Below are 14,105 nucleotides of genomic sequence, written 5' to 3' on the forward strand. Positions count from 1 at the left end.
CGTAGTCCGGATCAGGGGCCGCTGGTCACAATCGGGTGACTGGGGAGACCGGGAGAAGCCGTGGGAAGTCAGGCCGCGAGTTCGACTGGTTGGCCATTGAGTCCTGGGTACCAGCGGGCGAAGTCGTCGGCGAGGTCGGTCAGCAGGTCGAGGGCGTGGAAGGTGTCCCAACCGCCCGTTCCCACGGTTTCTCCCGGTGTCCCAGTTCGGTGGCTCTCGTGCTGACGCTAGCCGACATGGGCGGAGAGCACTTCGTCCACCAGGCCCTCGAGATCCGGCCAGGAGACGTTGGGGCGATCGCGGCGCAGGAGCACCAGCCCGTGCATGCTCGCCCAGACGCAAAGGGTGGTCGATGACGGACCCTGTCTCGGCGCCTCACCCATACATGCGCGGATGGCCTCGTCGAGCACGATGAGGGCGGGCATGCCGCGCTGCCTTCCTGGTTCCTGGCGTGGCAGCGTGGGGTTGCTGAACAGCACCCGGTAGAGGCCGGGGCTGCGTTCGGCGAACGAGCAGTACGCCATGCAGAGCGCGCGCAGACGAGCCCTGGGCTCATCTCCCGCGGATCGTACGGCCGCCGTCAGTTCCTCGGCCAGCTCGGTGAACCGCTCCTCGAACAGCGCGCCCACCAGCTCCCGCTTGTCGGCGAAGTGCAGGTAGACACTTTGTGGCGTGACGCCAGCGGCCCGGGCCACGGCGCGCAGAGACGGGCCGTCGTCCTCGCCGGACCCCTCCTCCAGCAGCCGGCCGACGGCAGCGATCAGATCCCCGCGGAGGCGTTCGCCTTCGCCCCGGAGATTGCGTGCGCGTGGCCGCGACCGGCCCTCATCGGACGGAGCGCTCATAGTTGACGATATTACCAGACGCCTGTCTACTTACAGATATAAACAGACGGGTGTCTACTAAGGAGGGTCTACCATGGGCACCACCGTGCAGCGCATCGTTCACGCCAGCACGTTGATCGATTTCGATGGCGCCACGATCCTGACCGATCCCTGGTTCTCCGAGCGGCGTGGTTATCACCAAGGCGAGCCCCGTTCGGTACGGTCCGCCGCGGACCTGCCGGAGCTGGCCGGGATCGTGATCAGTCATGGCCACTACGACCACTGCGACGTGGACGCGCTGGCCGACTACCCGAACAAGTCCGTGCCCGTCGCCACCACCCGGGGTGTGGCCGGCAAGCTGCACGCCGCGGGGTTCACCACTGTCACGGAGCTGGCCGACTGGGAGAGCATCGAGCTCGGCCCGGTCCGCGTCACCGCGACACCGGCCCGCCATTCGGTGCCTGAGTCCACCTTCATGCTTCAGGCCGACGGCAGGTCGGTGTTCTTCGGTGCCGACACCCTGCGTGTTCCGGAACTGGACGAAATCGCCGCCCGCTTCTCCGAGATCGACTTGGCGCTGCTGCCCATCAACGGCTTGAGCATCCGGCCGATGTTCAACCACAAGGTGGTCATGGATGCCGAGGAGGCCGCCGACCTCACCAGGGCCCTGCATCCCCGGTTGGCCGTGCCGATCCATTACGCCTACACCGCCGGCCCGGTACGTGACCGCCTGCTCCTCAAGCTCGACCGCAACCGCCCTGACCTCTACCGCGACGCCACCGCCGACCTCGCCCCGGACACTGATGTCCGCATCCTGTCCACCGGCGAGCCCCTGTCCCTGTGACCCGGCTTATCGAGAACCACCGTGAACGCGGTCATCATCGACCTGGCGGCAACCTTCGCCGGAGGAGTCCGGGCCTGTCCAGTAAACGGCTCTGTCGCAGAAAACCGTACAGTCCCGATGCTCGTTGATCACCCCGAGTTCGTGGCCGACACCACGCCTATTCAGCTGTCCAACAAGGCGACCGACCCGATGCTGCCGGGAGTGAAACCGCACACCTTCGCTGTCCTGGAGGACCTCGACCGGCGCGGCCTGACCAACCTGGTGCTCGTCATCACCCGCTTCCACGTCACCGAGGCGGACATGGCGCGCCTGGAGAGCTTGAAACACATACGGCCGACGCTGCTGTTCACCTACTCCGGCATCCGCGACGACCGGGTGGAGCCGATCGCCAAGTCCACCACCACCGTGGATTCCATCATCACTGCGGCTCGCCACAAGCTGCGTACGAAGGTGATCCTTTACTGGAGACCGATCGTCCCGGGCTGGAATGACGATCCCGACACCATGGCGCATGTGCTGGGCGTCGCGGCCGATGCCCGGGTGGACGCGATCGTGTTCACCGGCTACTACCACAAAGAGGAGAACGCGGCCCACCTCGAGAGCCTGGGAGTGCCAGTACCGTACGGCGAGAACTGGCAACGCCGCAAGATCCTCCCTCAGGAGATGGATGCCCGCGTTATCCGGGCGTGGCGCGACTCAGGTATCTCGGTCCCACTGTTCCGCAAGACCTCGTGCGGTGTCACGTACGGCTGGCAACTCCCCGACTACAACGGGCACCTCGGCGTGCCCGAACTGTGCGACATCTGCCCGCCCAAGCAGGTGGCCCGCTGCGCTGCCGCGCTCACGTCGCCGACCACAGAGGAGATCCGCATCGCACTCGACTCGTTCGGATTCGACCCGAACACGCCGTTCCTGATCGAGGACGGGCACGTCCTGACCGCCAAGCTCGGCGAGCAGCGCCGCTACGCCCTCCAGCACCTGTTCGGTTTCCAGTTCTGGGAGGTCGAGCACCCGCACGTCCATGCCGCCCACGGCCGCGCCCTGGAAGGCTACGAGCTGAGCACCGAGGACCAATCGCTGCTCGACGGCGCTCGCGAACGGCTTGCGTCCGCCGCCCGCCACGAAGACGACTGACCCGACATCTGGAGCACCGAATGCAAGACCAGACGTGGACGGCCGCCGAGCTCGTCGCACTCGACCTCGAAGGCACAGGCTCGCAGGACCGCCAGAACGAGGCGATCCTGGAGATCGCGGTCGTCCCGCTGGCTGGGGGCCGCCCCGACATGGGCGCGGCCTGGCACAGCATCATCAACCCCGGCCGCTGGATCCGGCCCCGCCCCTGGATTTCGCCGGGCCTTTCCGGCGCAGCCCTTACCAACGCCCCAAGTCTCGACGCGCTACGCGGCAGCATCGCCGAGAAGCTGCATGGCCGCATCCTGGTCGGCCACAACATCGGCGTGGACTGGCGGCTCATCCACATGCGCTTGCCCGACATCGAGCCCGCCGGCCTGGTCGACACTGCCCGCCTCGTCCGCCATCTGCAGCCGGACATCAAGCGGTGGAACCTGACCGCCCTGCTCGCCCAACACGAGCTCGAAGACGAGGTGAAGGCGTTGGTCCCGGACGGGCAGCCTCACCGAGCGCTGTGGGACGCGGTAGGAGCCGCGCTGCTTCTGGCCGAGTTGGTCGGTCAGCTCCCGTACAAAGCAGACACCAGCCTGGCGACGCTCACGCGCGTCGCCAGGCTGCCCCGACAGCCCGAACGAGAGAACGACGATCAGCTCACCCTCGACCTGCAGCCAGATACCCGTGCGGGCGCCTGATGGCACCGCTGTGCGATCATGCCTGCGTCGGCGTGGTCGTCCCTGAGCTGGGGACATGTACTGGTTGCTCGATTGAGGCAAGCCGCTGCCCGGGTGGGCCTTCGCCGCCGGTCAATTGGACGACCACGGCGACCCGACGGCCGCCCGCGTCGAGACCCAACAGGAGAGGGGACTCACCGGGGTCAGCCTCATCGTCGCAATCGAGAGTGGGTCCCGAACTGGTGCCGACGTCGGCCCCAGGCTCTCAAGCTCGGGCCACGATTGGCACGACTTCATCGCTGAATGGGGGGCGAGCCAACCGCCTCACCCGGCGAAGCATGTGGTCTGCGGCGGTTCGATCGGCGGCAACTCCAGGCTCTGGCCGAGTGGACAGCCACCTACGCCGTGGGTGACGTGGCACCTGAGGAGTTCGTCGCTGCTCCAGGGCTTGAGCTGCCCTAAGCGTACTGGACCCACCGCCTCAGTCTGGTGGCCCTGCCGCGCGATGTGCTGCTGGCCCGCATCACCGACCGATCCGCCCAGCCGCCGGGCATGCTCGGCCAAGGGGCAAAGTCGCGGTACTGCGGACCAAGTCCAGGGGACCATCCCCGCGAGCGCGGGGCCAACGGGATGCCGTACCGGACGACCCGGGTGAAGATGGGACCATCCCCGCATGCGCGGGGGCTGATTGGGCAGTCGAGCTCTCTGACGGGTCAAAGCAGGGACCATCCCCGCGAGCGCGGGGCCGACCTTCTGCCACAGGGCCTTCAGATCCATAGGCCGGGATCATCCCGGCGAGCGCGGCGCCGACCGAGGCCTGCCACCACTGGTCCACCGGGCCTGCGGACCATCCCCGCGAGCGCGGGGCCGACGGCTTCGGCGTCGAGAACGTCGTCCAAGCGCGAGGACCATTCCCGCGCGGGGATGCTCCGGGTCACCAGTCCGTCCTGAAGGTGTGGGGCGAGTCGGCCCCGCACGCGCGGGGATGGTCCCAGCTTCGGCCAGAGCGTGTTGTGTCGAATGCGGCCGGCCTCGCACGCGCGGGGATGGTCGCACCGTGATGCACAGGCGTACGTGGAGGCGCACAGTCGGCGCCGCGCTTGCCGAACTGTGCTGGCGTGGGCTGATCCGCAACCTCGGACCTCTCTCCGGTCCGATCGGCTCCGGATCTTGGCTCATGCCGCGACCAAGGGAGTGGTTCCTGGTGCGGCGAGTCTTGATGATCGCGCCTATGTGAGGTTGGGCAGGATCCGGTAGGTGGCCGCCCCGGCCCGGCGGTGTCTTGTCAGGAGGCAGGTCGTGGACGAAGATCTCTCCGACGGCTCTCTGGCGGGGGTGGCGGGACGTGAGCAGCAGGTTATGGACGGTAGCGGCCCTGGTGGCGGTCACCGTGACCATGTCGTCCTGCGACGGTGACACCCCGCCGAAGGACACGCCCAAGCCCTCCGCCACGAACGCCGCAAGCTCCGTGGGCTCGCTCTCGCCGAATCCGCCACCGTCCCCGACTCAGCCGACCACCTGGGCGGCCGGGCTCTGCCTCGACATCCAAATGCCCAAGCCGGACAGCCAGATCCCCGCATTGGCCGACTGCTCCCTCGCGACGGCCGGAGTCCAGATCACCAAGCTCGTCTACCAGGGCAACGGGTCGACGGAGTGCCCGAAGGACACCGACGGGATGCTGGACACCCCGACCGGTCAGCAGCCGCCGCGTACGGCCTGCCTGCGCAACCGTCGCGCCCCGCACCCGGGGGACGTCGGCAAGGGCGGTGGGATCCTGCGTGTCGGCGACTGCACGCTCATCGAGGACGATCCCGCCGTCAGCGTCGAAGAGCGGGCCTGCTTCGACGGCCACGGCCCGGGCAGGATCAGGTCCTTCACCAGGACGAAGAAGGCGTGTACGCGCAAGATCTGGTCCTACGCCTACAAGTGGCAAGGCTCCTACGTGTGCGTCGGTCCGGGGGAGGACGCCAAGAAGGTCGGCCCTCAGTACGAGCTCGCGACCTGCCTGACCGCGCCCAAGACCAAGAAGCGCAAGACGGTCTTCGGCACCGAGAACGCCATCGTCGGCGGGCTGAAGAAGGTGTCCTGCAAGGCCAAGAAGGCGTGGGGCAAGGTCGTCGGGTACGTCAGCATCGAGTTCGAGTGCAAGCGGCCGGCCGACTACTCAGTGACGAGCTCGACCACCACGTACGGGCTGCCTTTCGGCCCCGGCCCCTACCCGGCGATCACCTGCATCCGGAGACTCTGACCCGCGCGTACGGCGCGTGACCTGTTGAGCGTCAGGAGAATGTAGCCCCGGCTCGAGGCCGGATCATCAAGGCATTGCGCCGGTGCGACGAACTCGCCCTCGTCGTCCTCCAGAATCCATTCGTCTTCGTCATCGATTCGAGCGTCGCGCGGATGGACGCCCACGCCTGCGGGGCGGAGAAGTCCGTACGGATCACCAGCGGTTCATCACTCGACGACAGAATGTTCGACATAGCCGCATCCGGGTCACGCACGGCGCCATCGCCGAAAGCGTGGGACACGCTGCCGCCGTCACGTTCAGGAGCGCCTTGTGCGACTACGTTAAGGGGCGACAATAAGGACCAGACACCGCAGGAGATCCCCCATGACCGACACCTCGGGCCAGGAGCTCTTAGCCAAGATCGACACTACGAGGCCGCATTCAGCGCGGGTGTGGAATTATCTCCTCGGGGGCAAAGATTTCTATCCCGTCGACCGCGAGGCCGCCGACCAGTACAAGAAGACCTTCCCCGGGATCGTCGACATCGCCCGCACCGACCGAGCCTTCCTCGGCCGGGCCGTACGGTTCCTCACCGGCGAAGGCATCCGCCAGTTCCTGGACATCGGAACCGGCCTGCCAACGATGGACAACACCCACGAGGTCGCCCAGCGGGTCGCCCCAGAGTGCCGCATCGTCTACGTCGACAACGATCCGCTGGTCCTGCTGCACGCCGAGGCGTTGCTGAAAGGCTCCGACGAGGGGGTCTGCGACTACATCGACGCCGACCTACGCGACCCGGACAGAATCTTGGAACGGGCCGCGCAGACGCTGAACTTCGACGAGCCAGTCGCGATCATGCTGCTGGGCATCCTGCATCTTGTCCCGGACTTCGCCCAGGTGCACCAGAGCGTGATGCGTCTGCTGGACGCCGTGCCCCCGGGCAGCTACCTGGCGATCACCCACGCCACCCTCGATTTCGACGGCGAGACGACCGCCCAGGCCGAGGCCCAGCAGGAATGGAACAAGAAAGCCGACCCGATGACCCCCCGCACCCGCGCCGACATCAGCCGCTTCTTCGACGGCCTGCAGATGGTAGAACCCGGCCTGGTCTCGATGTCACGGTGGCGGGTCGAGGCCACCCCCTGGGGTGAACCCGCCGAAGTGGCCGGCTTCTGTGGAGTCGGCCGAAAGCCCTGAAGCCATTGGCTGCTCCGCTGTCCCCCGAGACCGGAGAAGAGGCCGGCAACCAAGATGTGACCGGGCCGCCCGCACCGCGGCCCGCCCACCAGGCACTGCGTCACCCCGCACCAACAGTCCTGCCCCCGCACACAACCGCGCCATAGCGTCGGCGTGGGCGGCTGTTCCGCACCGCTCGAACAGCCGCAGGCCGAACTCGTCCGCGTCGGCGTATGCCGGCCTGGAGATCTGCTTCGGTCTTGGGGCCCGGCGAGGCTGCGCCGTGGACGGGTAAATCGGTATCACTGTGGTCAGGTTCTCTCGGTGTAGCGCGTGAAGGGTATTGCGTCGAAAGTGTGCCGTATCGGTTTAGTCACCGTGCGTGGTTTTCTTGGTGAACTGGAGCCTGGGGCAGAATGGTCAGAAGTCGCGTCGTCATATGCGGCCGGGAATTCCCGCTACTGGGAATTTCCGCTGGTCAGAGTCCTTCGCGGCGAGTCGGCTGGGCCGCACATGGGAGGTTTCCAAAGCCCAGTGCCAGGCGCGGCGCTTGAAGAGGAAGAGGCAGCCGGAGATCACGTGGAATATGGTGTTTGAGTCGGCTGCCGTGGCAGGATTATCGACGGTCAGACCGGGGCAATTTAACGATTTGGGAGCATATATGCCAACTGCTCGCGGTGTAGCTGACTTGACGCGAATCCCCGACGGGGATTTGCCCCGGTCCGGGCCGACGGCGTTACGGATGTTAGTCGGCGCGCACCTGCGCCAGTTGCGCGAGTCACGGGAGATCACTCGCGAAGCCGCCGGATATGTCATCCGGAGTTCACATTCCAAGATCAGCCGCTTGGAGTGCGGGCGGACCAGTTTCAAGCTGCGTGATGTGGCTGACCTGCTCACCCTGTACGGCGTGGACGAGGCCGAACGCCAGACCGTGCTCATCATGGCCAAGCAGGCCAACGCGCCCGGCTGGTGGCAGGATTACCGAGATGTACTCCCCGACTGGTTCGACGCCTATCTTGGGCTGGAGCAGGACGCGGCCATCATTCGCACCTACGAGGTCCAGTTCATCCCCGGCCTGCTGCAGACCGAGGACTACGCCCGCGCGGTTATCGCGGACGGCCACGAGAACGCCTCTGCCGAGCAGATCGAGCGCCGGGTCGCGGTGCGGATGCGCCGCCAGCAGATCCTGACGGCACCCACGTCGCGCAAGCTTTGGGTGGTGATGGATGAGGCGGCGCTGCGCCGTCAGGTCGGCGGCAGCGCGACGATGCGCGCCCAACTCGAACATCTCCTGGAGATGGCCGTGTTGCGTCATGTCACCATCCAGGTTCTTCCCTTCAGCTCTGGCAGCCGCGTCGGAGGTGTCGGCCCCGTCACCCTTCTTCGGTTCGCCCAGGCAGAACTGGATGATGTGGTCTATCTTGAACAACTCGCAAGCGCGCACTATCTGAGCAAGGAATCCGACGTTCGCCCGTACCGGCATTTGCTGAACCAGCTCGGTGTCCACGCGCAGTCCGCGGCTGAGTCCCGGACGACTCTCCGACAGATCATCAGCACGTTGTAGATCGCGGCTCCGGCCACCGATGGCTCGGTGGGCCGAGGTTGGTGCTCGGGCCGGCGTTCGGCACGATCGGCGGCCGGGTCGTCCCGGGCCTGCGCGGTCACCAGTTCACCGCCGACGAGCGTGCTGCCGTGGCCAGGAACGTGGCCCGGGTCTGCTTGGTCGGCCATCCCAGAACGGCCTGAAGCGTTTCGGCGTCGCCGCCGTTGGCCTGCCAGGAACCTGTCGCGAGCCACTGCCAAGAACACTTGCCGCTCCGCACGAGGTCCTCTTTGTTTGGCTGGCATCTAAACTAACCACGCACCGTTGACGTTTGTTCGTTGGGACGGAAAACTAACTCGCGAGCCTGTGCCGGTCAGTTGAAGGAGCTTTCATGCCCTACCGCCCGCCTTTGGTCGCGCACGAGTACTTCGTCGCCGACCCACCGGAGCTGCCGGTCCGTACGCGTGGCGAACAGGGCCTGTCCGCGTTGACCGCCGCCGAGCCGGTGGCGGTGGACGACTCGGGAGTGACGCTGAAGGGCGTGACCTCGGCGGAGGAGAGCCTGGTCGTGCAGGTGCGGGTGGCGGGCGAGGGGGTGATCAGGGTCCGGCTCGGGCAGGACGTGGACGCCCGCACCCGCTCGGCCCGGGCGATCTCCCTGGTGACCCCGGGCACGTACGCGCAAGCCCGGGTGGAGACCCGGTCCGGCGGGCTGACCATCGACGCGGGCTCGTTGCGCGCGGAGATCACCCTGGACCCGTGGCGGCTGCGGTTCACCGACGCGGCCGGCGCCACGCTGGTGGAGCAGGACCGGGGGCACACCGACATCAGCGGGCGGATGCGCACGCTGCCGTTCGGGCGCTCCCACGCCGACGGCGTCACCGTGGCCTACCACGAGAGCTTCGCCGCGCCGGCCGACGAGGCGTTCGCCGGGTTCGGGGAGTCGTTCACCCCGCTGGACAAGCGCGGCCAGCGGCCCGTCATGTGGAACTTCGACGCCTTCGGCGCCGAGTCTCAGCGCGCCTACAAGAACGTGCCCTTCTACCAGTCGAGCAGGGGATACGGCATCGTCGTCGACAGCGGGGCGCCGACGGAGTTCGACGTCTGCCAGTCCACGCACAGCGTCGTGCAGATCGTCGTTCCCGACGACCTGATCGACTACTACGTGCTCGCCGGGCCGACGCCGCCGGAGATCCTCGACCGCTACGACCGGCTGACCTGCCGCCCGGCGCTGCCGCCGAAGTGGGCGTTCGGCACCTGGATCTCCTCAGGCTTCTTCGTGGACAGCCAGGAGCGGGTCATGGCGCGGGCGCGGAAGATCCGCGAGCGCGGTATCCCGTGCGACGTGCTGCACCTGGACACCTACTGGCAGACCGACGACCACTGGTCCGACCTGCACTGGGACGAGGCCCGCTTTCCGGACCCGACCGGGATGCTCGAAGAGCTCGACGGGATGGGCTTCAAGGTCTGCCTCTGGATGAACCCCTACATCTCCCACCTGAGCCCGGCCTTCGCCCCCGCCGCCGAAGCCGGATATTTCCTGAAAAATCCGGACGGAGAGGCGTACGTCGCCGACTGCTGGCACGGCTCCTACCCGGCCTGCGGCATCGTCGACTTCACCAACCCGGCCGCCGTCGCATGGTTCAAGAACCTGCTCCGCCCCCTGCTCCAGCAGGGCGTCCAGGCGTTCAAGACCGACTTCGCCGAGGGCGTGCCGCACGACGCGACGGCCTTCAACGGCATGACCGGCACCGACCTGCACAACGTCTACACGCTGCTGTTCAACGACGCCGTCGCCGAGGTGACCCGCGAGATCAACGGGCACGGCCTGGTCTGGGCCCGCTCGTCGTTCCTGGGCGGGCAGCGGCACTCGGCCCAGTGGGGCGGCGACACCTTCACCAGTTACCCGGCGATGGGCAGCACGCTGCGCGGTGGCCTGGCCCACGGCCTGTCGGGCGTGCCGTTCTGGAGCCACGACGCGGGCGGCTTCACCGGCCGCCCGGCCGACGACCTCTACGTCCGCTGGACCCAGTTCGGCGCGCTCTCCCCGCTGCTGCGGCTGCACGGCACCACCAGCCGGGAGCCGTGGGAGTTCCCCGAGGTGGAGGCCGAGGCGGTGGCCGCGCTGCGGCTGCGGTACCGGCTCATGCCGTACCTCTACTCGGCGGCTGTGGAGGCCGCGCGGACCGGCTCGCCGATGATGCGGGCGCTGTGCGTCGACCATCCGGGCGACCCCGTCGCCTGGCAGGCCGACCTGGAGTATCTGCTCGGCCGCGACCTGCTGGTCGCGCCCATGACCTCGCCCGACGGCACGCGGCAGGTGTACCTGCCCGAGGGCCGGTGGGTCGACTACTGGACCGGGGAGCTGCTGGAGGGCGGGCGCTACCGCGCCGTCTCCGCGCCGCTGGACCGGATCCCGCTGTTCGTCCGGTACGGCGCGCTGATCCCCGTCACCGCGCCGGGGGACACCGTGGACGTCCCCTCGGAGATCACCCTTGTCGCCTTCGGGGGCGGCGACAGTCGTACCACCGTCCACGATCTCGACGGCGAGACCGTCGTCGACGCCACCCGTGACGGCGACACCCTGCACGTCACCGTCACCGGGCCGAAGCGGATCGCCGGGGTCGAGTTCGCCCCCGTGGCGGGCGCTCCGGTTCGCGCGGTCATCACCTCCCAGGAGACACCATGATCAAGCTGAGAAGTGCCGCGGCGGCGCTCGCCGTCGCGGCCTTGACCCTGACGGCCTGCGGCTCCGGCTCGGACAAGCAGCAGCCCGCCGCGAGCGGCCAGCCGCGCGTGCTCAAGCTGTGGCACTACGAGAGCGCCGAAGGCGCGATGGGCAAGGCCTGGGCGGCGGCGATCAAGAAGTTCGAGTCGACCCACCCGGGCGTGACGGTGAAGTTCGAGGAGAAGGGCTTCGAGCAGATCCAGAAGACGGCCAGCATGGTGCTCAACTCCGACGAGGCGCCCGACATCATGGAGTACAACAAGGGCAACGCCACCGCCGGACTGCTGTCGAAGCAGGGCCTGCTGACGGATCTGTCGGAGCAGGCGACCAAGCGCGGCTGGGACAAGCTGCTCTCCGCCAGCCTGCAGACCACCGCCAAATATGACGACCGGGGCATCATGGGCACGGGCAAGTGGTTCGGCGTGCCGAACTACGGCGAGTACGTGATGGTCTACTACAACAAGGAGCTGTTCGAGAAGAACGGCGTCACGGTGCCGACGACGTTCGAGGAGTTCACCGCCGCGCTCGACAAGTTCGCCAAGGCCGGCGTCACGCCGATCTCCACCGCCGGCGCCGAGTACCCGGCCCAGCAGATCTTCTACCTGCTCGCGCTGAGCAAGGCCAACCGGGCCTGGGTCGACTCCTACGAGCTCTACAAGGGCAAGGTCGACTTCCACGGTCCCGAGTTCACCTACGCCGCCGACACCATGGCCGACTGGGTGAAGAAGGGCTACATCGCCAAGGACTCGGCCGGGATCAAGGCCGAGGACATGGCCACCGCGTTCATCGGCGGCAAGTTCCCGATCATGGTGTCCGGAAGCTGGTGGTACGGCCGGTTCCAGACGGAGATCAAGAAGTTCCAGTGGGGCTCGTTCCTGTGGCCCGGCAACCAGCTCGCCCCCGGCTCCGGCGGCAACATCTGGGTCGTCCCCGAGAAGTCCAAGCAGAAGGACCTGGCCTACGACTTCATCGACATCACGATGAGCAAGGAGATCCAGAACCTGCTCGGCAACTCCGGCGGCGTCCCGGTCGCGGCCGACCCCGCCGCCATCACCGACCCCAAGAGCAAGGAGCTCATCGACAACTTCAACAAGCTGACCTCGCAGGACCAGCTGGCCTTCTACCCCGACTGGCCCGCCCCCGGCTACTACGACGTCCTCGTGGCCGGCGTCCAGAACCTCATCAACGGCAGCAAGCCTCCGGCCAAGGTGCTCGACGAGATCGCCCAGCCGTACACCGAGAACCTCGCCGACCTTGGCAACTAGAACCTCGGCAACCAGAACCTTGGCAACTGGAGCGGCACGCGGCTACTGGCCGTACCTGATCCCCAGCGCGGTGCTGTTCACCGCGGTCATCGTCGTGCCGTTCGTGATGAACGTCGCGACGAGCTTCACCCGCTGGTCGGGGGTGGGCACACCCACCTGGATCGGTGTGGACAACTACACCCGGCTGTTCCGGGACGAGCGATTCTGGACGTCGTTCGCCAACAACGTGGCGCTGATCGTCGCCATGGCGATCATCCCCACGGTGCTCGGCCTGGTGCTGGCCGCCGCGTTGTTCGACTACATCGGCAAGAGGTTCGGCCCCCGCACGGCCTCGGCCCTGCGGGCGGCCTACTACCTGCCGCAGGTGCTGCCCGTCGCGGTGGCCGGGGTGGTGTGGGGCTGGATGCTCCACCCGACCTACGGCGCGGTGAACCAGATCTTCGGGCTGAAGGTCAACTGGCTCGGCGATCCGGACTTCGCGCTGGCCACCGTGATGGCGGTGATGGTGTGGTTCCAGCTCGGCTACCCGGTCGTCATCTTCATGGCCGGGTTGCAGCGGGCCGATCCCGCGCTGCACGAGGCGGCGGAGATCGACGGGGCATCGTGGTGGCGCAGGTTCTGGCACATCACGATCCCGCAGATCCGTCCTGAGATCTTCGTCGTGCTGCTGACCTGCACGATCGCCGCGCTCAAGGTGTTCGGGCCGATCTTCGTGCTGACCAGGGGCGGGCCGGCCAACGCCACGATGGTGCCCTCGTACTTCTCGTATCTGAACTTCTTCCAGAAGTCCAACGTCGGGTACGGCTCGGCCATCGCCACCATCCTGGCGCTGATCATCGTCGTGGTGACCTTCGCCTTCCTGCGGGTCCAGGAGCGAGAGTCGTGAGACGCTACCCGATCCTGGCCGCGATGACGATGCTCGCCGTCGTCATGCTGTTCCCGTTCGTCATCGTCACCTTCAACGCCTTCAAGACGCCCGCCGAGTATTCGGCGGGCAGCCCGCTGAGCCCGCCGCAGGGCCTGGACCTCGACGGGATCATCGCGTTCTGGATCCGGGTCGACTTCGGCGAGAAGCTGCTGAACAGCCTCGTGATCAGTGGCTCCGTCGCGGTGCTCGCCGTGGTGCTGTCGGTGCTCAACGCCTACGCCCTCGGCATCGGCCGGGTCCGGGGCCGGCTCTGGATCCTGGTGCTGTTCCTGGTGGCCAACACGCTGCCGCAGGAGGCCCTGGCCTACCCGCTCTACTACCTGGCCAAGGCAGTGGGTCTGTACGACTCCAAGCTGGCGGTGATCATCGTGTTCACCGTCATCCAGGCCGCCTTCGGCACCTACCTGCTCAGCGCCGTCCTCGGCCAGTTCCCCCGGGAGATCCTCGAGGCGGCGCGGATGGACGGCGCGGGGCGGTTCCTGGCGCTGTGGCGGATCGTGGTGCCGATCAGCAGGCCCACGCTGTCGGTCCTGGTGATCTTCTTCTTCATCTGGACCTGGAACGAGTTCTTCCTTCCGCTCATCTTCCTGGTCTCCAACGACACCCAGACGGTCCCCGTCGCCCTTGGCGTGCTGCAGGGCGAGAAGTACATGGACGCCACCATGTCCAGCGCCTCGGCGCTGCTCGGCATCGTCCCGGCCGTCGCGTTCTTCCTCATCTTCCAGCGGACGCTGACCCGGGGCATCACGGTCGGCGCCATCAAGTAGG

General features: G+C 67.2%; 12 protein-coding genes. 11 read left to right on the forward strand and 1 reads right to left on the reverse strand.

Features of this window, described 5'->3' with window-relative positions; all coding sequences use genetic code 11:
* Positions 1 to 227: 227 nt before the first annotated feature.
* Positions 228 to 845 carry a TetR/AcrR family transcriptional regulator gene (locus tag AB0F17_RS61540; protein WP_358045305.1) on the reverse strand — a complete coding sequence of 206 codons (618 nt, stop codon included), beginning with the start codon at positions 843 to 845 and terminating at the stop codon, positions 228 to 230.
* Between the two features lie 73 nt (positions 846 to 918).
* Between AB0F17_RS61540 and AB0F17_RS61545 the strand changes: the two genes are divergently transcribed.
* The 11 genes from AB0F17_RS61545 to AB0F17_RS61595 all read left to right on the forward strand — a co-directional run bounded on the left by AB0F17_RS61545 (position 919) and on the right by AB0F17_RS61595 (position 14,104).
* Positions 919 to 1,668: an MBL fold metallo-hydrolase gene (locus AB0F17_RS61545; RefSeq protein WP_358045308.1), complete on the forward strand. Its 750-nt coding sequence runs from the start codon at positions 919 to 921 to the stop codon at positions 1,666 to 1,668.
* A gap of 117 nt (positions 1,669 to 1,785) precedes the next feature.
* Positions 1,786 to 2,802 carry a hypothetical protein gene (locus tag AB0F17_RS61550; RefSeq protein WP_358045311.1) on the forward strand — a complete coding sequence of 339 codons (1,017 nt, stop codon included), beginning with the start codon at positions 1,786 to 1,788 and terminating at the stop codon, positions 2,800 to 2,802.
* A gap of 20 nt (positions 2,803 to 2,822) precedes the next feature.
* Positions 2,823 to 3,491 carry a 3'-5' exonuclease gene (locus AB0F17_RS61555; RefSeq protein WP_358045314.1) on the forward strand — a complete coding sequence of 223 codons (669 nt, stop codon included), beginning with the start codon at positions 2,823 to 2,825 and terminating at the stop codon, positions 3,489 to 3,491.
* A gap of 1,324 nt (positions 3,492 to 4,815) precedes the next feature.
* Positions 4,816 to 5,718: a hypothetical protein gene (locus AB0F17_RS61560; RefSeq protein WP_358045317.1), complete on the forward strand. Its 903-nt coding sequence runs from the start codon at positions 4,816 to 4,818 to the stop codon at positions 5,716 to 5,718.
* Between the two features lie 363 nt (positions 5,719 to 6,081).
* A complete protein-coding gene (locus AB0F17_RS61565; RefSeq protein ID WP_358045320.1) occupies positions 6,082 to 6,894 on the forward strand; it encodes an SAM-dependent methyltransferase in 813 nt (270 codons plus the stop codon).
* A 721-nt stretch (positions 6,895 to 7,615) separates the two neighbouring features.
* Positions 7,616 to 8,437: a helix-turn-helix transcriptional regulator gene (locus tag AB0F17_RS61570; protein WP_358045323.1), complete on the forward strand. Its 822-nt coding sequence runs from the start codon at positions 7,616 to 7,618 to the stop codon at positions 8,435 to 8,437.
* A 38-nt stretch (positions 8,438 to 8,475) separates the two neighbouring features.
* Positions 8,476 to 8,619 carry a DUF6192 family protein gene (locus tag AB0F17_RS61575; protein ID WP_358045326.1) on the forward strand — a complete coding sequence of 48 codons (144 nt, stop codon included), beginning with the start codon at positions 8,476 to 8,478 and terminating at the stop codon, positions 8,617 to 8,619.
* 188 nt (positions 8,620 to 8,807) lie between these two features.
* A complete protein-coding gene (locus AB0F17_RS61580) occupies positions 8,808 to 11,105 on the forward strand; it encodes a TIM-barrel domain-containing protein (RefSeq protein WP_358045329.1) in 2,298 nt (765 codons plus the stop codon).
* Complete coding sequence (locus AB0F17_RS61585; RefSeq protein ID WP_358045332.1) at positions 11,102 to 12,409, forward strand: extracellular solute-binding protein; 1,308 nt, start codon at positions 11,102 to 11,104, stop codon at positions 12,407 to 12,409. Before AB0F17_RS61580 ends, AB0F17_RS61585 begins: the two co-directional genes overlap by 4 nt.
* Before the next feature lie 19 nt (positions 12,410 to 12,428).
* The gene (locus AB0F17_RS61590; RefSeq protein WP_358045335.1) at positions 12,429 to 13,295 is read left to right on the forward strand and encodes a sugar ABC transporter permease; all 867 of its coding nucleotides are present in this window, start codon (positions 12,429 to 12,431) and stop codon (positions 13,293 to 13,295) included.
* Positions 13,292 to 14,104, forward strand: a complete 813-nt coding sequence (locus tag AB0F17_RS61595; RefSeq protein WP_358045338.1) for a carbohydrate ABC transporter permease — start codon at positions 13,292 to 13,294, stop codon at positions 14,102 to 14,104. The genes AB0F17_RS61590 and AB0F17_RS61595 overlap by 4 nt, the downstream gene beginning before the upstream one ends.
* Position 14,105 lies beyond the last annotated feature (1 nt).

This window comes from Nonomuraea sp. NPDC026600, from assembly GCF_040638335.1.
In the GTDB taxonomy this organism is placed as follows: Bacteria; Actinomycetota; Actinomycetes; order Streptosporangiales; family Streptosporangiaceae; genus Nonomuraea.

Bases quoted from the DNA above. Each gene is read 5' to 3' on its own strand.
- AB0F17_RS61540 (WP_358045305.1), bottom strand. From the start codon at position 845: ATGAGCGCTCCGTCCGATGAGGGCCGGTCGCGGCCACGCGCACGCAAT.
- AB0F17_RS61545 (WP_358045308.1), top strand. From the start codon at position 919: ATGGGCACCACCGTGCAGCGCATCGTTCACGCCAGCACGTTGATCGAT.
- AB0F17_RS61550 (WP_358045311.1), top strand. From the start codon at position 1,786: ATGCTCGTTGATCACCCCGAGTTCGTGGCCGACACCACGCCTATTCAG.
- AB0F17_RS61555 (WP_358045314.1), top strand. From the start codon at position 2,823: ATGCAAGACCAGACGTGGACGGCCGCCGAGCTCGTCGCACTCGACCTC.
- AB0F17_RS61565 (WP_358045320.1), top strand. From the start codon at position 6,082: ATGACCGACACCTCGGGCCAGGAGCTCTTAGCCAAGATCGACACTACG.
- AB0F17_RS61570 (WP_358045323.1), top strand. From the start codon at position 7,616: ATGTTAGTCGGCGCGCACCTGCGCCAGTTGCGCGAGTCACGGGAGATC.
- AB0F17_RS61580 (WP_358045329.1), top strand. From the start codon at position 8,808: ATGCCCTACCGCCCGCCTTTGGTCGCGCACGAGTACTTCGTCGCCGAC.
- AB0F17_RS61585 (WP_358045332.1), top strand. From the start codon at position 11,102: ATGATCAAGCTGAGAAGTGCCGCGGCGGCGCTCGCCGTCGCGGCCTTG.